Below are 22,242 nucleotides of genomic sequence, written 5' to 3'. Positions count from 1 at the left end.
CCGCATGCTCTGGCGTTTTCTCTATTTTCTGGCCTGGCAATTGGCTGGAGGCGCGCTCGGCTGGTGGCAAGGAGGCCCCTGGGGCGCAGTGCTCGGGGCCGGGGTGGCTGCATGGTTGTGGTTTGTCGGAGATTTGTGGCTGGGGGTGCGGGTGCTGCAGTGGCTGCGCTCGGGTGACCTGTCGGCGGCTCCGTCAAGCTTTGGCATGTGGGGCGAAGCTGCAGATCGCGCGCGGCGTCTGTTGCGCCAGCACCAGGCGCAGGTCAACGAAAGCGAGGATCGTCTGCAGGAAATTCTGGCGGCACTTCAGGCCACGCCCAATGGCATTGTCCTGCTCGACGGTGAAGGGCGCATTGAATGGTGCAATCAGCTGGCGGCTGCACAGTTTGGGTTCGATGCCCAGCGGGATGTCATGCAGTCTGTCGGCAACCTGGTGCGGGACCCCGATTTCAGTGCCTACTATGCCGCCCAGGATTACACCCACGATGTGGTGCTGCAGGGCCGGGAAAGCACGCTGTCCCGGCCCGTGCGCATTGCGGTACATCTGCATCCGTATGGCGATGGGCGCAAGCTGATGCTGTCCCGGGATGTCACGGCGCTGGAGCAGGCCGACGCCATGCGCCGCGATTTTGTGGCCAATGTGTCCCATGAAATCCGCACGCCCCTGACAGTGCTGACGGGTTTTGTGGAAACCCTGCAAACCCTGCCGCTGGATGCCGAGGAGCGTGCGCGCTACCTGGCCATGATGGCCCAGCAGGCGGCGCGCATGCAAAGCGTGGTGCACGATCTGCTGACACTCTCGCGCCTGGAAGGCAGTCCCCTGCCTGGTATTTCCGAATGGACGTCGGTACAGGTCCTGATGCTGCGGTGCGAGGAAGAGGGCCGGGCCCTGTCGGCCCTGTTGACGCAAAACAACCATCGGCACCATGTACTGCAATTTCCTTCGGCGCAGGATTTGCGTGCCGTGGGCGAAATTGCCGGTGTGCAGGCCGAATTGCAAAGTGTGCTGTCCAACCTCATCAGCAATGCCGTGCGCTACACACCCGCAGGCGGCACCATCACGGTGCAATGGCGCTACACGACCGATGGCAATGCCATCTTTTCCGTGAGCGACACCGGGCCCGGCATTGCGCCGGAGCATATTCCGCGCATCACCGAGCGGTTCTACCGCGTCGACCGCAGCCGGTCGAGGGAAACGGGCGGCACGGGCCTGGGGCTGGCCATCGTCAAGCATGCCGTGCAGCGGCATGGCGCCACGCTCGATATCACCAGTGCACTGGGCAAGGGATCGGTTTTCTCGGTTACTTTTCCTGCCAACCGGCTTCGCCGCTCCGCGTTGCCGGCCGGATTGCAACCCGCAGCATCAGCACAAACAGCCCTGCCGTGATGGCCAGTGCCAGCGCACTGGCCGCCCAGAACGGCACAGGGGACATTATGGGTGCCCAAGGGCCCAGCCCCTGGTAGGCCAGCACATAGCCCCCGCCAAGCCCGGCGCCCCACAGCAGCGCGCAATAAACCACCAGGGGGGCGATCGTGATGCGGTAGCTGCGCAGCACAAAGACACACAGGGTCTGCACGGCGTCAGCGGCATGGTAGATCGCAACCCACAACAGCAATCCACCGGTGGTTGCCACCACGGCGGCACTGCTGGAATACAGGGCGGCGAGGGTTCCATTTGCTATAAATAATAGAGTTGATAGCGCAATACCCATAGGCACTGCGATTCTGAAACCTATAAAAACGACGCTGCGTGCCTGCACAGCGTTGCCGGCACCCAGCCAGTAGCTCACCCGGGCGCTGGTGGCAATGGCCAGTGACAGGGGCACCATGTACAGCACGGCCGCCACGTTGGCTGCGATCTGGTGGGCTGCGGTGGCCACCGTGCCCTGGCGGGCAATGAAAAGGGCCATCAAGGTGAACGAAGTCACTTCCACCAGGATGGCAAGCCCCGCAGGCACGCCCAGCCGGGTGAAGCCGAAAATGGTGGGCCAATGGGGTGGCTCCATGCGCTGCCAGATGCGCAGCGGCGTGTAGAGATCCTGGCTGCGCAACAGCCAGAAAGCCAGGGCCAGCATGCTGGCATTCACCACCAGGGTGGCCCAGGCGCAGCCCACGGCCCCTTGCGCCGGCAGGCCGGCGCCCCCAAAGGTGAACCAGATGGACAGGGGCACCTTGATGAACAGTGACCCCACCTGCAGCCAGGTCACCAATTGCGGTCGGCCAATGGCCTGGTTCAGCGTGCTGTACAGGCGAAAGAGCAGGGCGGGCGGCAGCGCCAGGGCCAGCACTGCAAGGTATTGTTCTACCTCGGTGCGCAACGCCTGGGGTACCTCGGTCCAGCGCAGCAGCGGACCGGGCGACAACAGGACGAGCATGCCGACGGCTGTTGCCACGGCAAACAGGTAGAGCGCCTGGCGCAGCGATTGGCCAATGGCGCTCGGGTTGCGCGCGCCCCGCTGCTCGGCCCAGACCGGCATGAGGGCCTGGAAGATGCCCATCAGGGCAACATAGACGCTGATGAAGATGGCCGAGCCCACCGACAGTGCCGCCAGGGAGGTCTCGCCGTGGCGCCCGGCCACGATGGTGTCGGTCACGCCGAAGGCCATCACCGCCAGCTGCCCCGTGAGCACGGTCAGGGCGTGGCGGGAGATGGTGGAAGACTCCGACATCAGTCGGGCGATGCCGTTCTCCGGAACAGCAGGATGAACTCGTTCTTGTCGGTAGGGCGGCCGATGGTGGCTTGTCTCTTCCAGTGGTCAGGATTCACCAGGTTTGCGGGCGCGGGCCAGGCATTGTTGTCTGCAATCAGCCAGGGGCAGTGATTTGCCGGGCTGGCCGGTTGCAGGCGCAACCGGGCGTGGTATTGCAGTGCGGCCACCTGCGCCCGGCTCAGGCCGACCATCTGCACGCATCCGGGGTGTGGGCCCAGGGCAGCCGCCAGTTTGTGCGCCTGCGGTGCATAACTGCGGGCATAGTCGAGCAGCGGGAGCCACAGGGTGGTCAGCAGCAGCCAGCCCAGCGCCGCCCCGCTGGCGGGCAATACCAGGCTTTTCCAGATGGCGGCACGGTTGCGTGCTGCGCGCCACCAGACCAACCGGCACCATGCCGCAGAGGCCGCCAGTGCCACTGCCAGCGCCAGCCACGAGAACTCGGGGGTGAACCCGGGTGCCAGTTTGGCCACGTTGGCCGCAGGCTTTGCAGGCACACCCGTCTGCATCGCCAGCCAGATCACCCAGATGGCCAGGGCCGATGCGCTGAAAAACAGCAAGGTGAACCAGTCGATCAGTGCCGCCATGCTGCGGCGGAAGGTGGGCAGCGCAAACGCTGCCAGTGTGGCGATCGCCGGCAAACCCACCAGCAGTGCACGGTCTGCCGGTTGTGTGGTGAAAGTGGCGCTTACCGATACCAGCAAAAACCACAGGGGCAACCACAGGTGGCGGTGCAACCGGCGGTCGAACAGCTGTTTGCGCCAGCGCCACAGCGTCCAGGTGGCCATGGGCCAGGCTGGCCAGCCAAACCAGAGCAGCAGCCGTATCAGGCTTCTGAATTCTTTGCCCTCGGTGGCCGCATCGAGCAGGCGCCAGCGCCACAGATCCAGTTGCCATGCCACGGCGGCGGCCAGCAGCGTGATGGCGGCCAGCGCCGCGACCCAGTGCAGGCGTCGATCGGGGCGATGGGTGGGGTCGGCGGGGCCGGGTGGTGCCAGCGCAACCAGTGCAATGCAGCCCCCCCCCAGCAAGGCGGCGAACGTGGGCGCGCCGGCCAGCGTGAGTCCCATCATGCCCGCAACCAGAGCCACGGCGGGCACCACCGTGCGGTAAGGCAAGGCGGCTACGGCAAAGAAGATCAGTGCCGCACATGCCAGTTGCACCAGATAGCCAGTGGCTTCGTGCGAAAGCTGTGCCAGGCCCAGGCAGGCGATCAGGGCCAGCAAGGCGCCATCGGCAATGGCGCGGGCGTAATCCAGGGGGTTGGCCTCGCCGCCAAAGGCAAATGCCACAGGCTGAGCACCCGGACTGCGCGCCAGGTAGTAAACGCCATACCAGGTGGCAGCCAGCGTCAGCGCCAGCAGCGACATGAAGGGCAGGCGGGCCGCCATCTCGGGCGCCATCAGCCCATCGGGAGTGATCCGGATGGCCCAGGCTCCCAACCAGTAGGGCAGCAAACCGTCGGTTTCGGGAGGGACCCCTCCCAGCAGCGGTTTCAGCCACGGGGTGTGCCCGTTGGCCAGTTCCAGCATGTAGCCAAAGGCCGTTACATCGGCGTTCTTCCACGGGCCTCGGCCGACAAAGCCAGGCACCACATAAGCCAGGCACAGCAGCAGCAAGGCCCAGCGAGGAAGCGGGCGTGCAGCATTTCGGGTAACGATGGCGGGGGTGGGAGCGTTCACGCGTCAGGAGGATGGCAATGGCTGGCTGTCGAGAATAAGGGCAAATCCAAACAAAAAGGCAGCGCGGTTGCCCGTGCTGCCTTCTTGGCGGAAACGCGGCGAATTACTTCGCTGCGGTTTTGCCGAAACGGTTGCGGAAACGCTCCACACGGCCGCCCATGTTGTCCACGGATTTTTGCGTGCCGGTATAGAAAGGATGTGATTCGCTGGAGGTGTCCAGCTTGAACAGGGGCAGCTCACGGCCGTCGTCGGTCTTGCCCATTTCCTTGGTGTTCACGCACGAGCGGGTGACAAACTTGAAACCGTTGGACAGGTCCACGAACAGAACTTCGCGGTAGTTGGGGTGAATGCCTTCTTTCATGATCAATCCTTGTCAAGTGCGGGAGCCGTGCAGGACCCGAAGCAACCTTTGCCTCGTGAAACATCCAGCGTACTTTCCGCAGAAAAAGCCCGCAATTATAGCCCGAAGCGGCAGTCGGCAATGTTTGCCGTGGCGCGCTAAATTAGCCACCCCTTCGCATCATGTCGAAGAACTCGACATTGCTCTTGGTGGCCTTCATGTTTTTGATCATGAGCTCCATGGACTCGATCTCGTCCATGTTGTACATGAACTGGCGCAGGATGCGGGTCTTTTGCAGGATCTCGGGGGCCAGCAGCAGCTCTTCGCGGCGCGTGCCGCTCTTGTTGAGTTCGATGGCGGGGAACACGCGCTTTTCATACAGGCGGCGGTTCAGGTGGATTTCGCAGTTGCCCGTGCCCTTGAACTCTTCAAAGATCACCTCGTCCATGCGGCTGCCGGTATCGACCAGCGCCGTGGCGATGATGGTGAGCGAGCCACCTTCCTCGACCTTGCGTGCCGCACCGAAGAAGCGCTTGGGGCGCTGCAGCGCGGCGGCGTCCACACCGCCTGAAAGCACCTTGCCGCTCGACGGCACGACGTTGTTGTAGGCGCGGGCCAGGCGGGTGATGGAGTCCAGCAGGATCACCACGTCTTTTTTCAGCTCGACCAGGCGCTTGGCGCGCTCGATCACCATCTCGGCCACGTGCACGTGGCGGGCGGCGGGCTCGTCGAAGGTGGAGGCGATGATTTCGCCCTTCACTGTGCGCTGCATTTCGGTCACTTCTTCAGGGCGCTCGTCCACCAGCAGCACCATCAGGTGCACGTCGGGGTTGTTGGCCGTGATGGCATGGGCGATGTGCTGCATCATCACCGTCTTGCCGCTCTTGGGCGGAGCGACGATCAGGGCGCGCTGGCCGCGGCCGATGGGCGCGATGATGTCGATGATGCGGCCGGTGATGTTCTCTTCGCTCTTGACGTCGCGTTCCAGGCGCATCTGTTCCTTGGGGAACAAAGGAGTCAGGTTTTCGAACATCACCTTGTGCTTGTTCTGCTCGGGCGGGCCTCCATTGACGGAGTCGAGCTTGTTCAGCGCGAAGTAACGTTCACCGTCTTTGGGGGTACGGACCTCCCCTTCGATCATGTCGCCGGTGTGCAGGTTGAAGCGGCGCACCTGGCTGGGGCTGATGTAGATGTCGTCCGTGCTGGCCGTGAAGCTCGTGTCGGGGCTGCGCAGGAAACCGAAGCCGTCGGGCAGGATTTCCAGCACGCCGTCGGCAATGATCTGTTCCCCGGTCTTGGCGCGCTTCTTGATGATGGCAAACATCAACTCCTGCTTGCGCATGCGGCCCGTGTTTTCGATTTCGAGTTCTTCGGCCTGCTTCAGGACTTCAGACACGTGCAGTGCCTTGAGTTCGTTTAAGTGCATGGATTGACTCCTTGGCGGAGCTGGTATGAATCTTCGGGGAGGGGGGCCGGGGCCGGATGGGCTGCTGTTTGCAGCTCCGGCGCGCCTGGGATCTTGGTCCGGCTGCCAATGCATGCAGCCCGGTGATCTGGAAGAATTATGACAGGAAAAAAAGCGAGGACTTCATGCGGGCGCAATTGAGTCGATGACTGCCGCCGACTCGGGTGCCTGTGTGTGCACCATGCATCCGATAAAAAGCCCCGGTGGCGGCACAACCAACGGGGCGTCGGTGAATCAGGTCAGTTGCTGATCGATGAAGGCGGTCAGTTGCGCCTTGCTCATGGCGCCGACCTTGGTGGCGGCCAGCTGGCCGTCCTTGAACAGCATCAGCGTGGGGATGCCGCGGATACCGAACTTGGCGGGGATCTCGCGGTTTTCGTCCACGTTCATCTTGGCGATCTGCAGCTTGCCCTGGTAGGTGCCGGCCACTTCGTCCAGGATGGGGGCGATCATCTTGCAGGGGCCGCACCATTCGGCCCAGTAGTCCACCAGCACGGAGGTGCCGGGTTGGAGCACGTCGGCTTCAAAGCTGGCGTCAGAGACATGTTTGATGAGTGCGCTGGCCATGGCGGATTCCTTGAATTTGAGCGGTTTGCGACCGGTGTACGTTTAAAGTCTGGGCATTGTGACAGAAACCAATCCCATGTTCACCGGTATGGCCGGGCCTTGCGACGCTATGACAGTCATAGCGAAAAGCGATCAGTGCGCTGCCTTGTGGCAGCACGTGCTGGCCCAGGTGGAGGCGCACATGCAGGGGGTGCGGGCCCATCCTGCACGCACCGTGGTGCTGCTGCCCTATGCCCAGCTCATGCCCTGGGCGCAGCGCTACTGGGCCTTGCACCATGCCGACGGATTTGCACCCCGTTTCGAAACCACGCGCAACTGGGCCCGCCAGCTGGCCGCTTTTGTGCCGCAAGGCGACGACCTGGCCGGTGACGTGGCGCGCGACACGCTCACCGCGCGCGCCTTGCTTGATCGCGCCGGCCTGGCCGCGCAACGCGACGTGCTGGCGGTGCCCTTGCAAGAGGCTGCCGCCCAGCTGGCAGTGGCCGTGGCCGCCATGGCCCCGGCGCAGCGCGAGGCCTGGGGGATTCAGGCGCGCAGCCGGATGACGGAGCCTGACGAAGGTTCGGCCCTGCGTTTCGAGGCCGTCGTGGCCCGCATTGCGCTCGAATGGGTGCTGGCCTCGCGCCATGCCACCGATGTGTTGTTCGAGCCCGGCGTGCGCCAGTCGGTCGATGCCCTGGTGGTACTGCATGGCTTTCAGGTGGAGCCCTTGGCACAGACCCTGCAGGTTCACTGGGGCGACCAGGCCGTGGCCCTGGCATTGCCGCCTGCGGCACTGGATGCCAGCGCGCGCGGCCGCATTGCCCTGCATGCGGCCCAGGATGCCGAGGACGAGGCCCAGCGGGCGGCGGCCTGTGTGCTGGCCCATGTGGTGGCGGGCCGCACCCCGGTGGCGCTGGCGGCCAACGACCGCGCCCTCACGCGCCGCATCGGGGCGCATCTGGCCAGCTGTGGCGTGGCGGTGCGCGATGAAAACGGCTGGACGCTCTCGACCACCCGCGCGGCCGCGCAGCTGATGGCCGCGCTCAAGGCTTGCGCCTGGAACGCCTCGACCGACGAGGTGCTGGACTGGCTCAAGCACGCACCGGTCATTGAGCCCGCTGTGCTCAACCCGCTGGAGCGCGTATTGCGCAAGGCCGCTGTGGCCGCCTGGTCGGGCGCGGTCGGGCGCAACTGGGCCGACAAGCCCGCCCTGGCGGCCTGTGTGGCCCAGGTGCAGGACTGGTGCGAAGGCCTGCGCGCGCCGCGTCCGCTGGCGCAGTGGCTGCAGTCCCTGCGTGGCCTGCTGGTGGCCAGTGGCCAGTGGCCCCAGCTCGAAGCGGACGCCGCAGGCACCCGCGTGTTGACGGCGCTGCGCTTGCAGGCGGGCCAGGAGGCCGAGCTGGAGGGCTGGGACAGCGCCGGCCGGCGCATGGCCCTGGCCGAGTTCACCCGCTGGACCAACGAGGTGCTGGAAGCTGCGCGCTATGTACCCAGCCAGATGGGCGATGCGCCCGTGGTCGTATTGCCCATGCCCCAGTTGCTGGCCCGCCCGTTTGCCGCCCTGGTGCTGCCCGGCTGCGATGAAAAACGCCTGCAACCCTCGCCCGAGCCCGTCGGCGACTGGACCCCCGCGCAGCGCCAGGCCTGGGGCCTGCCCACGCGCGAATCGCTGGAGCTGGCCCAGCGCGCCGCCTGGCTGCACGCACTGCAGACACCCGCGGTGGATGTGCTCTGGCGCACAGGTGACGAAGGCGGCGAGCCCCTGCTGGCCAGCGCGCTGGTGCAGGCCCTGCACCTCGAAGGCGCGGCGGCCCACGGTGCCGACGACCGCAGCCAGCGCGCCGTGGCGGCCCACCCCACGGCGCGGCCCTTGCCCGATGGCCGCGCGCTGCCGGTGGTACGGATCTCGTCCACCGCGTATTCCGATCTGCGGCATTGCCCCTACCGTTTTTTTGCGTTGCGCCAGCTGGGCCTGCAGGAGGCCGACGAACTGGCCGCCGAGGTGGACAAGCGCGACTTTGGCAATTGGCTGCACGCGGTGCTGCAGCACTTTCACGAAGGCCTGCTGGCCGAGCCTGCGGACGACGCAGCCACCCGCATCGCCCGCATGGATGGTGCCGCGCAGGCCGTCACGCTGCAGCAAGGCCTGGGCGAGGGGGACTTTCTTCCCTTTGCAGCGGGCTGGCCGCAGGTGCGCGACGGCTATCTGCGCTGGCTGGTCCAGCATGAACAGGCCGGGGGGCACTTTCGGCAGGCCGAGGTGCAAGCCAGCCAGCCACTGGGCGCCCTGCAGCTCGTGGGCGCCATCGACCGCATCGATGCCGTCTCGACCACGGGCGAACCCATGCCGCTGGTCATCGACTACAAGACCGAGAACGACACCGCCACGCGCCAGCGCATCAAGGCGGGCGCGGAAGACACCCAGCTCGCGTTCTACGCCGCCTTGCTGAGCCATGACACGCTGCGTGCCGCCTATGTGAACGTGGGCGAGCGCGGCGAGACACAGATGCACGAACAGGACGAGGTGGTGCACCTGCGCGACCTGCTGGTGGAAGGCATCCAGCACGACTTCGCCCGCATTGCGGCTGGCGCGCCCATGCCCGCGCTGGGCGAGGGCGCCGTGTGTGACTACTGCGCTGCGCGGGGACTGTGCCGAAAAGACTTCTGGAATGACTGAGGCCCACCGGTGACCGAACACACCCACACCACTGCGGCCTACGAACACAACGGCCACCCTGTTTCGCGCGCGGCCTTCTACGCCATCGCCTGCGACCCCGCGCGCAGCGTGGCCGTGGAGGCCTGCGCGGGCGCGGGCAAGACCTGGATGCTGGTCTCGCGCATGCTGCGTGCCTTGCTCGACGGCGCCGCGCCGCATGAAATTTTGGCCATCACCTTCACCAAGAAGGCGGCAGGGGAAATGCGCCAGCGGCTGCAGGAGTGGCTGGAAACGTTTGCCCAGGCCCCGCTGGATGCATTGGGTGCAGAGCTGATTTCAAGAGGAATCAGCCCCGAGCGCGCACTGGACAAGCGCGAGGCGCTGCAAAATCTATACCGCCAGATGCTGGCCAGTGGCCGCCCCGTGCAGATCCGCACCTTCCACAGCTGGTTTGCCGCGCTGCTCGGAACGGCGCCGCTGGCGCTGCTGCAGGCGCAGGGTTTGCCTGCCAATTTTGAGCTGCTCGAAGACGATGCCGAGGCCGTGCGCGAGGTGTGGGGGCCGTTCCTGCAGACTGTCGCCACCAGCGCCACGCTGCGGGCCGACTACGAGGCCGTGGTGGCCCGCCATGGCCGCTCGCAAACGCACAAGGCGCTGGCGGCGGCGCTGGCCAAGCGGGTGGAGTTTGATCTGGCCGACGCCGCGGGGGTGGTCGATGCCTCGGTGCCGCCAGCAGGGGCGCTGTTCCCCGATCTATCGGACGAAAACGACCCGACTATCGCGCTATTGCGCCGTGAGCGTGATGCCCTGCTGGCCGCGGCGCTCGCGCTGGGGCGGGCCAGCGCACCCACTTTCTCTGCCAAGGGTGTTGCGCTGGAAGCAGCGGTTGGCGCCGAAGACGCCGATGGCCTGATCGACGCCCTGCTCACCCAAAAGGGCGAGCCGCGCAAGTTCAACGACAAGCTGGCCGGGATCGAGCAGGTACGTCACGTACAGGCACTGTGCCAGCGTGCCCTCACCGCCCGCCGCCAGCACGACGCCTGGCAGCACCAGCAGCGCATGGCCCGGCTGGCGCGCTGCCTGAGTGCGGAGTTTGCCGCCGTCAAGCACCAGCATGGCTGGGTGGACATGAACGACGTGGAGCGCACGGCCCTGGTCATGCTGGCCGACCCCGTGCTCTCGGGCTGGGTGCAGGAACGCCTGGACGCCCGCATCCGCCACCTGCTGGTCGATGAGTTCCAGGACACCAACCCGCTGCAGTGGCAGGCGCTGCACGCCTGGCTGGCGGGCTATGCGGGCTCGGGCGGCGGTACCACGGCGCCCAGTGTGTTCATCGTGGGAGACCCCAAGCAGAGCATCTACCGCTTTCGCCGTGCCGAGCCGCAGGTGTTCATCGCCGCGCAGGCCTTTGTGCGCGATGGCCTGGGAGGGGATCTGCTCAGTTGTGACCACACGCGCCGCAATGCCACGGGCGTGATCGCCGCCGTGAACCATGCCATGGGCACCGCGCAGGCACAGCACGAGACGAGCGGTTTTCGCGACCACACCACCGAATCCAGAGACCCCGGCGTGCTGCTGCGCCTGCCCGCCATCCTGCCGCCCGATGCGGGTGGTGGTGGGGCGGCCGACCCGCTTGCCTGGCGCGACAGCCTGACCGAGCCGCGCCACGAGCCCGAGGCAACCCAGCGCATGCGCGAATCCGCGCAGGCCGCCGCCTGGGTGGCGGCGCAGATCGCGCAAGGCACACCGCCCAACGAAGTGCTGGTGCTGGCCCGCAAGCGCGACCGGCTCGCCGCCATGCAGGAGGCCCTGCGCGCCCTGCATTTGCCCTGTGTGCAGCCCGAAAAGGCCGACCTGTTCGACGCGCCCGAGGTGCAGGACATGGTGGCGCTGCTCGATGCGCTGGTGTCCACCGGGCATGACCTGTCGCTGGCCCGCGCGCTCAAGTCGCCGCTGTTCGGCCTGGGCGACGATGCCCTCGTGGCCCTGGCCGTACTGCGCCGCCAGCCCGAGCATGCCAGCAGCAGCTGGTTTGATCTGCTGCAAGAAAGTGAGCTCCTACCGCTTGAACTGCAGGCGCTATCGACCAATTTGGCCCAATACAAGTCTTGGGTGGATGCCCTGCCGCCACACGATGCGCTGCACGCCATCTACCAGCATGGCGACGTGCTGGCCCGCTTTGCCGCCGCAGCCCCCGCCGCGCAGCGCATGGCGGTGCTGGCCAATCTGCGCGCGCTGCTTTCGGCCGCGCTGCAGCACGATGGCGGCCGCTACCTCACGCCCTATGCCTTTGTGCGCGCCATGAAAAAAGGCGGCGTGCGGGCGCCCGGCCGGGTGGATGCGCAGGCCGTGCGCCTGCTCACCGTGCACGGTGCCAAGGGGCTGGAGGCGCGCTGCGTGCTGCTGCTCGACACCGACACCCGCCCGCAGAAGGCCGAGACCATGGGCGTGCTGGTGGACTGGCCCGGCGAGCAGGCCGTGCCCGCAGGCTTTGTCTTTCTGGCCAGTGAATCGAGCCCGCCGCCCAGCGCCGAAGCCGCCCTGGCCGCCGAGCAGCAGGCCCGCCAGCGCGAAGAACTGAACATGCTCTACGTGGCCATGACGCGCGCCAAACACTGCCTGGCGCTGTCGTCGGTGGCGCCCGGTGTGTCTGCGCCGGGCAGCTGGTGGAACCGGCTGGAGCCGCTGCTGGCCGATGCGCAGATGCCGGGCGTACCTGTGGCAAGTGAGGGCGATGGGGTTGCCGGGATGCCTGACAGTGCGCACGACCATTTCACCCTGGCCGAGTTGCCCGTGCTTCCTGCCGAATCGCGCGCCATCCCCCGGGCTGCGCAAGCAGGCGCCGACCCGGCCGACCCGGACGCATCGCTGTCCACCCCCGCATCGCGCCTGGGCGAGGCCATGCACCAGTTGCTGGAACAGGCCGGTGTGGCCGGTGCGCCGCTGGCCGATCTGCGTGCCGACGGCTGGCCCGCCGCACGCGTGGCGCGCCTGGCGCAGGACTTCGACATCACCGTGGCCGCCGCGCGCACCGCCGCCCAGACCGCCCGGCGCATCCTGGCGGGCGAGGGTGCCTGGGCCTGGGATGCCACGGTGGTGGACACCGCCATCAACGAGGCGCCCCTGCGCCACCAGGGCCAGAACCTGCGCATCGACCGCCTGGTGCACTGCCACCAGCCGCCCGAGCGCGCGGGCTGGTGGGTGCTGGACTACAAAAGCGCCGCCGAGCCCGAGCGCCAACCCGCGCTGATGGCGCAGTTGCAGCGCTACCGCGCGGCGGTATCGGGGCAGGTGCCCGGCGAGCCGGTGCGGGCGGCGTTCCTCACGGGCGACGGGCGCATGGTGCCGGTGTCCGATGGTGCCCCTCCCGCCGAAGCGGCCTTGGCGGCGGGCGCGGATCGGGCGGCGCAGGCCGTACGGCATACTCTCGCCCCCGCGCCGGGGCCTGCCCAAGGCTCCCTGTTCTGAGCGCCGAACGTTGTCGATGGATTGAAAGGTTTCCCCCATGAATGCACCCACCCCCCTGGCCACCGATGCAGCCAGCCTTCTGCACTGCGATGCCGTCATCGTGGGCGGTGGCCCCGCCGGGCTGATGGCGGCCGAGGTGCTGGCGCAGGCGGGCGTGGCGGTGCATGTGTTGGACGCCATGCCCTCGGTGGGGCGCAAATTCCTGCTGGCGGGCAAGGGTGGGCTCAACCTCACGCATTCCGAGCCGCACGCGCCCTTTGTCAGCCGCTACGCCGGGCGCCAGCCGCAGATCGAGCCGCTCGTCCAGGCCTTTGGCGGGCCCGAGGTGCGTGCCTGGGCGCAGGGGCTGGGGGTGGAAACCTTTGTGGGCACGTCGGGCCGCGTGTTCCCGGCCGACATGAAAGCCGCGCCGCTGCTGCGTGCCTGGCTGCAGCGCCTGCGCGGGATGGGGGTGCGGTTCCACATGCGCCACCGCTGGCTGGGCTGGAGTGAGGGCGGCGCCCTGCGTTTCGCGGCGCCTGCCGGCGAGGTGCAGGTAGTTGCCCGCGCCGTGGTGCTGGCGCTGGGCGGCGGCAGCTGGGCGCGTCTGGGGTCCGATGGCGCCTGGGTGCCGCTGCTGGCGCAACGCGGCGTAGCCGTGGCGCCGCTGCGCCCCGCCAATTGTGGCTTCGATGTGCCGCGCGTGGATGCACCCGCCGGTGAAACCCGCCGCGCATTCCTGCAGGAGCTGCTGGGCCACACGCCCGAGGGCGCCGTGGGCTGGACGCCGCACTTTGCCGAACGTTTTGCCGGCCAGCCTTTCAAATCGGTGGCGCTCAGCTTTACCGACAGCCAGGGCCGCCATTTCAGCCGCCGCGGCGAGTTCGTGGCCACGGCCACGGGCGTGGAGGGCAGCCTGGTCTATGCCGCGTCGCAGCTGCTGCGCGACGAGATCGAGGCCCATGGCCATGCCACGTTCCACCTCGATCTGCTGCCGGACCACGGCCCCGAGCGTGTTTTGGTGGAAGTGCGCCACCCGCGCGGCTCACGCTCGCTGTCCAGCCACCTCAAGAGCCGCCTGGGGCTCGACGGCATCAAGACCGGCATCCTGTACGAACACCTGGGCAAGGACGGCATGAATGACCCCGTGGCCCTGGCCCACGCCATCAAGGCCCTGCCCATCACGGTGGTGGCCGCGCGCCCGCTGGACGAGGCCATCAGCACGGCCGGTGGCGTGGCGTTCGAGGCGCTGGATGCGCACCTCATGGCCACCGCCGCGCCCGGTGTGTTCTGTGCGGGCGAGATGCTCGACTGGGAGGCGCCCACTGGGGGCTACCTGCTCACGGCCAGCCTGGCCAGTGGCGTGCGGGCGGGGCAGGGGGTTTTGAGGTTTTTGGGCGCTGGTGCTGGAGGATAAAGCGCCCGCAGCTGTTGAAAATAGAGCTTCATCACCACCGGCGCACGGGGCCGGTGTCCACATGCACGAACTGCTCGCGTGGGTAAAAGCCCACGCCGCCCAGGCCCAGCGCCAGTGCGGCGTCGCGCAGGCTGGCCAACTGCACGCCGGGCAGGCGCACGTCGATGGCCTTGCCGTCCATGTGCAGGCTGCGCTTGGCCACGCCGCCACCGCGCGTGGTGCGCAGCGTGTGGTTGGTGGCCGCGCTGCGATAGCCTGAAATGACCTGGAAGGGCTGCTGCGCGCGCAGCTCCTGCCGGATCTGGTGCAGCAGGTGGAAGAGCTGCGGGTCCATCAGACCGGCCTCGCCGCTGTAGTGGTCGCGCAGGAAATGGTTGAGGCTGCTCAGCGCCTGGGGCACGAACTGCTCGCCCAGCGCATACACCAGGGCCAGGCGCTCGCTGGTGTGGGTGTGGTCCAGCGACAGGCTGCGGGCGTCGGGCAGGCTGGCCAGGGCGGGCTGCGCCAGCGGCAGCAGGGCCCCGGTCACCAGCCAGCGGCTGCCCGTGCCCAGAAAGCGGCGGCGGCCCGATGCAAGAGGGTGGGTGGGCTGGGTCATGGCATGTTCCAGGAAGGGGTGAAACCGGTTTTGTCAGGGAGCACCGGCGCGCAGGCGGCGCTGCGCGGAGTGCTGGCGCAGGGCCTGGTCCAGCAGCCTGTCCTGCCCATACAGGTCGGCAAAGAAATGCAGCCGGCCCTGTTTGACGATGGTGGTGCTGTAGGCAATCACCACGGGCAGGGGTTCGGCCAGGCGCAGCGTGGCCGACTGGCCCCGGGCCATGGCTTCGCGGATGCGTGCTTCGGGCCATGCCGGGTCGTTGCGCAAAACAAACTGGGCCAGCGCCACGGGGTCTTCGACGCGGATGCAGCCATGGCTGAAGTCGCGCCGGTCGCGCTGAAACAACAGCGGTGCGGGCGTGTGGTGCAGGTAGATGTTGCTATTGTTGGGAAACACGAACTTGATATCGCCCAGTGCATTTTTGGGCCCAGGGCGCTGGCGTATGCGCATCTGCCCACGCAGCACGGCATCCAGGTATTCGGGCGCCAGCGTGCTGTGCACCTGTCCGTTGGCGCCTACGAATTCCATGCCCTGCTGCTGCAAATAACCAGGGTCGCGCCGCAGCCGGGGAATGGTTTCGCTGCGCGCAATGGAGGGCGGAATGTTCCAGTAGGGGCTGAATTCGATGAAGCGCATGTCTTCGTCGAACAGTGGCGTGCGGGTGTCCAGCGCCTTGCCCACGATCACCTTCATGGCCAGCTGCAGCGACACCCGGTTGTCCTGCACCTCGTAGGCGCGCAGCATGAATTCGGGAATGTTGACCACGATCATGCGCGGGCCGCGCAGCAGGGGCGTCCAGCGCAGGCGCTCCATGGCCAGCTCGATCTGGCGGGCGCGGGCGGCGGGCGAAATGGCCAAGGCATCCAGCGTGGCCTTGCCGATCACGCCGTCGGAGGCGAGGGCATGTCGCTGCTGGAAGGCCTTCACGCCGTTTTGCAGGGCCTCGCCGTAGAGCGCTGGCGGCTGCGCATCCGCCGGCAGGTCGCCCAGCACCACCAGGCGCTGGGTCAGCTGTGCCAGGCCTGCCCACGCCTGGCCGGCCTCGAGCTTGCGGCCTGGCAGCGCTGGCAGGGGCGTGGCCCAGGCGGCGGGGGCGCCCAGCGCCCGGTAGCGGGCCAGTTCGGTGCGCAGGCGGGCATACAGTGGCACCTGGGGCGCGGCGGCACGCACGGCATCGGCCAGCGAGGGGGCGGCCAGGGCTTGTTGCAGGGCGGTGGTGGCGTCGATGCGGGGGGCTGCGGGCGGGGTGTAGTTCTGCTGGATCTGGCGCGGATCGATGCGGCCCGATCGCAGGTCACCCAGGTAGCGCTGCAGGGCGGTGGTGAGCGCATTTTCGAGCTGCTGTGCGGCCTCGGGGCCCAGCGCGGGGCCGCGGCCTGCAGAGGCCACGGCCTGCGCCAGCGCGGTGGCGTGGTAATCGTCGGGTTGCAGGCCTTCGGTGGCCGCCGCCGCCAGAATGTCCACCGCTTGCTGCGCCACAGGCGCGGGGCGCCCGTCCACCAGCCAGGGCGCGGCGCCTGCCACAGGGGCGCAAACAGCCAGCCAGAGCGCCAGCCATGTGCTGTGCCAACCCAAACGGGTGCCAAGGCCTGGAAACAAAGGGGATGCAAGAGCGATAAAGGGGCTGGGCATGCGCCGCATCGTGGTCAATGGTCGCTCATGCCGGGCCACTCGCCGACCAGGCCGCAGGCCGGGCACTGGGCGTAGAGGCTGGGGCTAACGTGGAACTTGGCCTGGTGCTTGTCGGTTTCCGGCGCCTTGTCGTGGGCTTCGCCATCGATTTCGACCAGCCCCGTGGCGTGGCAACGGGGGCACCTGGCAGCGGCCAGGGCAGCGAGGGGGTTGAAATTCTCTGCGAACACGGGCGCCTCGTCGTGTTGTCTGGTGGCTGCAGGGTTTGCGCAACCCTGCCTGTCGCAATATCAGAAAGAAGTTGACGAGCCTTACCCCCGGCACTGGCTCCACAGTTAGGGCTGCTTGGTTCCCCACCTGACCCGGTTGGCCGCTTCACCATGCGGGGAGGCCCGTCAGGCAAAGATTCTACCCCCTGTAGCGCTTCACGCTTTCGACCTTCCCCAATTGCCCAGCAATTCGGGAAGGTGAACGAGGCTCTCGCGGCGGGGCGGCCCTTGCGCGGCATCCCTGGCCCGGGGCGCGCCAGTCCGTATCGGGCGGTAGATGGTGGCAGCGCCAAAAATCAAGGAATGCGTGGGCCCTAGAATCACCCCCCATGTCCTACCTCGTGCTCGCCCGCAAGTACCGTCCCCGCAATTTCACCGAGATGGTGGGGCAGGAGCATGTGGTGCAGGCCCTCACCAACGCGCTCACCCAGCAGCGGCTGCACCATGCCTACCTGTTCACGGGCACGCGCGGCGTGGGCAAGACGACGGTGTCGCGCATCCTGGCCAAGTCCCTCAACTGCCAGGGGCCGGACGGGCAGGGCGGCATCACGGCCACGCCCTGCGGCGTGTGCCAGGCCTGTACCGACATCGACAGCGGCCGGTTCGTGGACTACACCGAACTCGACGCCGCCTCCAACCGTGGCGTGGACGAGGTGCAGAGCCTGCTGGAGCAGGCGGTGTACAAGCCGGTGCAGGGGCGCTTCAAGGTCTTCATGATCGACGAAGTGCACATGCTCACGAACACGGCGTTCAACGCCATGCTCAAGACGCTGGAAGAGCCGCCCGAATACCTCAAGTTCGTGCTCGCCACGACCGACCCGCAGAAAGTGCCCGTCACGGTGCTGAGCCGCTGCCTGCAGTTCAATCTGCGGCCCATGGCGCCCGAGACGGTGCTGTCGCACCTCACGCAGGTGCTGGCAGCCGAAAACGTATCGGCCGAGCCGCAGGCCCTGCGCCTGCTGTCGCGCGCGGCGCGTGGCTCGATGCGCGATGCGCTGTCGCTCACCGACCAGGCCATTGCCTTTGGCAGCGGCCAGTTGCAGGAAGCCGCCGTGCGCCAGATGCTGGGGGCGGTGGACCGCTCCTACGTGTTCCGCCTCATCGATGCGCTGGCGCAGGGCGACGGCAAGACCGTGGTGGAAACCTCGGACACGCTGCGCCTGAATGGCCTGTCGGCCGCGTCCACGCTCGAAGAAATGAGCACCGTGCTGCAGCGCATGGCGGTGTTCCAGGCCGTGCCGCAGATGGCCGGCGCCGTGGATGCCGACGACCCCGAGGCGGCTGAGACGGCCCGCCTGGCCGCCTTGATGCCCACCGATGAAACCCAGCTGCTCTACAGCCTGTGCCTGCACGGGCGGGGCGAGCTGGGCCTGGCGCCCGATGAATATGCCGCGCTGACCATGGTGCTGCTGCGCCTGCTGGCCTTCAAGCCCCAGAGCGAATCGGCTGAAAAAAAAACTCTGACCCGGTCTGAAGCCGCGTCTTCGGGCCGGGTAGCCGCTGGTTCTGCCGGGTTTCAGGCGTCCCCTGCACCCCCTGCTGCCCTTGTGTCGGCACCCATCGCCCGTGCGGTAGCGGCTCCTGGGGCGCCGCCCGCAGCGTTGGTTGCCCCTGTCCCGGCTGCCATAGTTCCCGCCCTGTCGGTGCCACCGTCCGCTGCCGCGCCGTCAGAAGATGTGGTTTCCGATGCCTCCGAGCCGCCTCCCTGGCCGGGTTCGGACGAGCCGGATACCGTGCGGGCTGAGGCCCCCACTGCCACCGTTCTGCCGGTGCGCAGCACCGAAGGTTTTGATGGAAATCAGGCCCAGGTGCATAGCGGTCGTGCGCAAATTGCTCCTGAATATGTAGCTATTCCCGTGCGGGAGTCGCCCGAGCCCGGTGAGCGGCTGCAGCCGCTGCCCCTGTCTGCTCCTACCCCCGTCTCTGCGCGTTACACCCCTACGGACGAAGGTGACGTATGGCACCGCACCGTGCAGCAGCTGGTGGTGGCCGAAACCATTACCGCCCTGGTGCGCGAGTTGGCCCTGCAGTCCCAGCTGGTGGCGCGTGATGCGGGCCACTGGCTGCTGCGCGTCGAGCGCGAATCGCTCAACCAGCCCCTGGCGCGCGAGCGCCTGCGCGCCGCGCTGGAGGCCGCGGGCCATGCCAGCCAGATCAGCGTGGAAGTGGGCGTGGTGATTGACAGCCCCGCCCGCCGCAATGCCGCCGCCGCCGCCGAGCGCCAGCGCGTGGCCGAAGACATCGTGATGAACGACCCCTATGTGCAGTCGCTGGTGCGCGACTACGGCGCGAAAATCGTGCCGGGCAGCATCAAGCCTGCGTGACCGATCACCTCCATTCCACAGAAACTGAAAAAAGGAAACCACACCATGTTCAACAAGGGACAACTCGCCGGCCTCATGAAGCAAGCCCAGGCCATGCAGGACAACCTCAAGAAGGCCCAGGATGAGCTGGCTTTCATCGAAGTGGAAGGCGAGTCGGGCGCGGGCCTGGTCAAGGTGCTGATGACCTGCAAGCACGACGTCAAGCGCATCACCATCGACCCCAGCCTGCTGGCCGAAGACAAGGACATGCTGGAAGATCTGGTGGCGGCAGCGTTCAATGCGGCCGTGCGCAAGGCCGAGGAGACATCGGCGGAGAAGATGGGCAAGCTCACGCAAGGCATGCCCGGCCTCCCCGGCGGCATGAAATTCCCTTTCTGAGGCTCTGGCTACTGCGCGCCAGCCATGCGTCGTTGGGCGGTGCTCGCAATCCTCACGTACAGGAAGTACGTTCCGGTTGCTGTGCTCCGTCCGCCTAGCCTGGCAGGCGCTCGCTACGCCCTTGAGAGCGGGGTGAAGGGGGCAATAGTTCTCTCACTGTGCCGTTCGGGCTGAGCTTGTCGAAGCCTGGCTCAGCCCCCCCACACCATCACCCGCATCCTTGTCTCCCATGTCCTCCACCAACTCCCTCGAAGTTTTGATCCAGGCGCTGCGCCGGCTGCCGGGGGTGGGGGTGAAGTCTGCGCAGCGCATGGCGTTTCATTTGCTGCAGCATGACCGGCAGGGGGCGCTGGCGCTGTCGCGGGCGCTGGAGGAGGCCGTGGGGTCGGTGCACCACTGCACGCTGTGCCACACCTTCACCGAGGCCGAGGTGTGCGGCACCTGCCTGGACCCGGAGCGCGACGCCACGCGGCTGTGCGTGGTCGAGACGCCCGCCGATCAGTCGGCGCTGGAGCGCACGGGGGCGTTCAAGGGGCTTTACTTTGTGCTGATGGGGCGGCTCAGCCCGCTTGACGGCATCGGTCCCCAGGAGATTGGCCTGCACAAGCTCATGGAGCGGGCCTCCAACGGCGTGGTGCAGGAGGTGATCCTGGCCACCAATTTCAATGCCGAGGGCGAGGCCACGGCCCATGTGATCAGCGAGGCGCTCAAAAGCCGGGGCCTGCATGTCACGCGGCTGGCGCGGGGCGTACCCGTGGGCAGCGAGCTGGAGTATGTGGACCTGGGCACCATCGCGCATGCGCTGGTGGACCGTCGCTAGCCTCTTTTCGTCGCTAGAATACTCCCGATTTAATAGCGGACAGCGGTTTTCGGTGCTGCGCTAGATCCGTTTAGGGACAAAATGAATTCCTTGCATGTGGCGCGTTTCACGGTGGCCTACTGGTGTGTTTTCATGGCCGTGCTGCTGCCCCTGGTGTGTGCGTGGCTGGCCAAGAGCGGTGGCCTGGGCAAGCCGCGCCGCGAAGGGGGCTACGACAACCATGACCCGCGCGCCTGGATGGCCCGCCAGTCTGACTGGCAGGCCCGCGCGAACGCGGCGCAGGCCAACAGTTTCGAGGCGCTGCCATTCTTCATCGGAGCGGTCGTCATTGCGCACCAGCTGGGTGCGGCGCAGACCCTGCTCGACATCCTCGCTTTCCTGTTCATCATGCTGCGCGTTTTCTACATCCTGATGTATGTCTCGGACATGCCTAGGGCCCGCAGCGCGGTGTGGGGTGCGGCGTTCCTGGTGAACATCGCCATTTTCTTCATCGGCTACCGCTGAAACGGTGCAGGCTGCTGCCTGCGCAGCAATACGTAGAAGCGCTCAGGGGAAGACCCTGATGCGCCCATGCAACGGCTGCGGCAAGATTGTTGCGTTGCAGCAATTTCCTGCTTTTCCGCTTTTTTTCCATGCCCCTTCCTCCTCTCAGCCGCCGTGCCTTTGGCGCCCTGTCTGCCCTGTCGGCAGTCGCGGCATGCACGTCTGGCGCCTGGGCGTATGCGCCCGGCGCCGCGGCGCGGCGCGTCACCATCGCGGTGGGTGGGCAGGCCATGCTGTACCACCTGCCCCTGACCATCGCGGACCGGCTGGGTTTTTTTCAGGCCGAAGGACTGGATGTCACGGTGCTCGACTACCCCGGTGGTGCCCTGGCCTTGCGGGCGGTGCAGGACGGCGTGGCCCAGGTCTGCTCGGGTGCCTATGAACACACCCTGCGCCAGCAGAGTCGGGGCCACGATTACCGCGCTTTCGTGGTGCAGGGGCGGGCGCCGCAGCAGGCGCTGGGCGTGTCGCTGCGGGCGGTGCGGGGCTATCGCGGGCCAGCCGATCTGCGCGGGCGACGGATCGGCGTTTCGACCCTGGGCTCCTCCACCCAGGTGATGGCGAGCGTGCTGCTGGCCCGCGCGGGCGTGGATGTGCACACCGTCTCCTTCGTGGGCGTGGGAACGGGGGCTACGGCCCTGGCGGCGCTGCGCACGGGCCGTATCCATGCGCTGTGCCATGTCGACCCCATCATGGCGCTGCTCGAGCAAAGGGGCGAGGTGCGCCTTGTCGGTGACCTGCGCACGCTCCAGGCCACGCAGGAGGTGTTTGGCGGCGCCATGCCCGCCAGTTGCCTGGTTGCGCCCCAGTCATTCCTGCACCAGGAGCCCGTGGTGGCACAGGCGCTGGTCAATGGCATCGTGCATGCGCTCAAGTGGCTGCAGACGGCAGCGCCGGCCGATCTGGTCAAGGCCGTGCCTGCCAGTTACCTGCTGGGTGACAGGGCGGTCTATCTGGCGGCGTTCAACCGGGTGCGCGAGACGTTTTCCCCCAATGGGCTCATGCCCGAGGACGGGCCGGCAACCGCCTTGCGGGCGCTTGCACAGTCCTATCCCGGCATGTCGGGCACACGGGCCAGCCTGGCACGCACCTTCACCGATGACCTGACCCGAAAGGCGCGGCAGAAATTCGGTGTGTGAGAGGTGTGCCCTGGCGGGGCGAAGGCGCTGATGGCCTGCGCAGTGGGGGAGAATGCCGGCCCAACGGGGCTGTGCCCGGTGTTCGCCACTCTTTCTCCCGCTGTTCAAAGGACCCTCCTCATGTCGCTGAGCCTCAGCATTGGCCCGCTCGTTTCCCTGATCGCGGGCATCCTCATCCTGGTCATGCCGCGCCTGCTGAGCACCATCGTGGCGCTTTACCTGATCGTGATCGGCGCGCTGGGCTTGCTGGGCATGCACACCCTGCGTTTGTAAGC

General features: G+C 67.2%; 18 protein-coding genes and 1 other RNA gene. 10 read left to right on the top strand and 9 right to left on the bottom strand.

Annotated features, from left to right (window positions below):
• The first annotated feature begins 4 nt into the window (after positions 1-4).
• Entirely contained in the window at positions 5-1,387 is a 1,383-nt protein-coding gene (gene phoR / locus AC1Q5S_RS08950; RefSeq protein ID WP_303833577.1) for a phosphate regulon sensor histidine kinase PhoR, read from the top strand.
• On the opposite strand, the gene AC1Q5S_RS08945 is transcribed toward phoR, so the two are convergent.
• The 5 genes from AC1Q5S_RS08945 to trxA all read right to left on the bottom strand — a co-directional run bounded on the left by AC1Q5S_RS08945 (position 1,302) and on the right by trxA (position 6,762).
• A complete protein-coding gene (locus AC1Q5S_RS08945) occupies positions 1,302-2,669 on the bottom strand; it encodes an MATE family efflux transporter (protein ID WP_492238678.1) in 1,368 nt (455 codons plus the stop codon). The two genes, phoR and AC1Q5S_RS08945, sit on opposite strands and share 86 nt — an antisense overlap.
• Positions 2,669-4,390: a glycosyltransferase family protein gene (locus AC1Q5S_RS08940; protein WP_492238677.1), complete on the bottom strand. Its 1,722-nt coding sequence runs from the start codon at positions 4,388-4,390 to the stop codon at positions 2,669-2,671. Before AC1Q5S_RS08940 ends, AC1Q5S_RS08945 begins: the two co-directional genes overlap by 1 nt.
• 103 nt (positions 4,391-4,493) lie before the next feature.
• A complete protein-coding gene (locus tag AC1Q5S_RS08935) occupies positions 4,494-4,751 on the bottom strand; it encodes a type B 50S ribosomal protein L31 (protein ID WP_026436795.1) in 258 nt (85 codons plus the stop codon).
• Between the two features lie 142 nt (positions 4,752-4,893).
• Positions 4,894-6,156, bottom strand: coding sequence for a transcription termination factor Rho (gene rho / locus AC1Q5S_RS08930; RefSeq protein WP_026436794.1), 1,263 nt, complete (start codon positions 6,154-6,156; stop codon positions 4,894-4,896).
• Between the two features lie 273 nt (positions 6,157-6,429).
• Positions 6,430-6,762, bottom strand: coding sequence for a thioredoxin TrxA (gene trxA / locus AC1Q5S_RS08925; protein ID WP_303833580.1), 333 nt, complete (start codon positions 6,760-6,762; stop codon positions 6,430-6,432).
• A 109-nt stretch (positions 6,763-6,871) separates the two neighbouring features.
• On the opposite strand from trxA, the gene AC1Q5S_RS08920 reads away from it, so the two are divergent.
• From AC1Q5S_RS08920 to AC1Q5S_RS08910, 3 genes are read left to right on the top strand one after another with little or no spacing between them, the layout of a single operon-like run.
• On the top strand, positions 6,872-9,421 hold the full coding sequence (locus AC1Q5S_RS08920; protein WP_492238676.1) for a PD-(D/E)XK nuclease family protein: 2,550 nt from the start codon (positions 6,872-6,874) through the stop codon (positions 9,419-9,421).
• A 9-nt stretch (positions 9,422-9,430) separates the two neighbouring features.
• Complete coding sequence (locus AC1Q5S_RS08915; protein WP_492238675.1) at positions 9,431-12,868, top strand: UvrD-helicase domain-containing protein; 3,438 nt, start codon at positions 9,431-9,433, stop codon at positions 12,866-12,868.
• Positions 12,869-12,905: 37 nt separating this feature from the next.
• The gene (locus AC1Q5S_RS08910) at positions 12,906-14,264 is read left to right on the top strand and encodes a TIGR03862 family flavoprotein (protein WP_492238674.1); all 1,359 of its coding nucleotides are present in this window, start codon (positions 12,906-12,908) and stop codon (positions 14,262-14,264) included.
• 31 nt (positions 14,265-14,295) lie between these two features.
• Here the strand turns inward: AC1Q5S_RS08910 and mepK are convergent, their stop codons facing one another.
• The 4 genes from mepK to ffs all read right to left on the bottom strand — a co-directional run bounded on the left by mepK (position 14,296) and on the right by ffs (position 16,891).
• Complete coding sequence (mepK, locus tag AC1Q5S_RS08905; RefSeq protein WP_303833584.1) at positions 14,296-14,862, bottom strand: peptidoglycan L,D-endopeptidase MepK; 567 nt, start codon at positions 14,860-14,862, stop codon at positions 14,296-14,298.
• A 33-nt stretch (positions 14,863-14,895) separates the two neighbouring features.
• Positions 14,896-16,494, bottom strand: a complete 1,599-nt coding sequence (locus tag AC1Q5S_RS08900) for a L,D-transpeptidase family protein (protein ID WP_492238673.1) — start codon at positions 16,492-16,494, stop codon at positions 14,896-14,898.
• Between the two features lie 14 nt (positions 16,495-16,508).
• Positions 16,509-16,724 (bottom strand): hypothetical protein, encoded by a 216-nt coding sequence (locus tag AC1Q5S_RS08895; protein ID WP_303833586.1) that lies wholly within the window; start codon positions 16,722-16,724, stop codon positions 16,509-16,511.
• 70 nt (positions 16,725-16,794) lie between these two features.
• Positions 16,795-16,891, bottom strand: an RNA gene (gene ffs, locus AC1Q5S_RS08890) — signal recognition particle sRNA small type.
• 201 nt (positions 16,892-17,092) lie between these two features.
• Between ffs and dnaX the strand changes: the two genes are divergently transcribed.
• The 6 genes from dnaX (at position 17,093) to AC1Q5S_RS08860 (ending at position 22,240) form a co-directional block, all read left to right on the top strand.
• Positions 17,093-19,087, top strand: coding sequence for a DNA polymerase III subunit gamma/tau (dnaX, locus tag AC1Q5S_RS08885; protein WP_303837711.1), 1,995 nt, complete (start codon positions 17,093-17,095; stop codon positions 19,085-19,087).
• Between the two features lie 45 nt (positions 19,088-19,132).
• Positions 19,133-19,465 carry a YbaB/EbfC family nucleoid-associated protein gene (locus tag AC1Q5S_RS08880; protein WP_010457931.1) on the top strand — a complete coding sequence of 111 codons (333 nt, stop codon included), beginning with the start codon at positions 19,133-19,135 and terminating at the stop codon, positions 19,463-19,465.
• 229 nt (positions 19,466-19,694) lie between these two features.
• Complete coding sequence (recR, locus tag AC1Q5S_RS08875) at positions 19,695-20,285, top strand: recombination mediator RecR (protein ID WP_303837716.1); 591 nt, start codon at positions 19,695-19,697, stop codon at positions 20,283-20,285.
• Between the two features lie 81 nt (positions 20,286-20,366).
• Complete coding sequence (locus AC1Q5S_RS08870) at positions 20,367-20,789, top strand: MAPEG family protein (protein WP_303837718.1); 423 nt, start codon at positions 20,367-20,369, stop codon at positions 20,787-20,789.
• A gap of 128 nt (positions 20,790-20,917) precedes the next feature.
• Positions 20,918-21,967, top strand: coding sequence for an ABC transporter substrate-binding protein (locus tag AC1Q5S_RS08865; protein ID WP_492238672.1), 1,050 nt, complete (start codon positions 20,918-20,920; stop codon positions 21,965-21,967).
• Between the two features lie 120 nt (positions 21,968-22,087).
• A complete protein-coding gene (locus AC1Q5S_RS08860) occupies positions 22,088-22,240 on the top strand; it encodes a DUF3096 domain-containing protein (RefSeq protein ID WP_303837722.1) in 153 nt (50 codons plus the stop codon).
• Positions 22,241-22,242: the final 2 nt, after the last annotated feature.

This window comes from Acidovorax sp. GW835-FHT14B10 (assembly GCF_058793725.1).
Note: the sequence above shows the minus strand (reverse complement) of the source record. Positions and strands in the feature narration are given on the sequence as shown.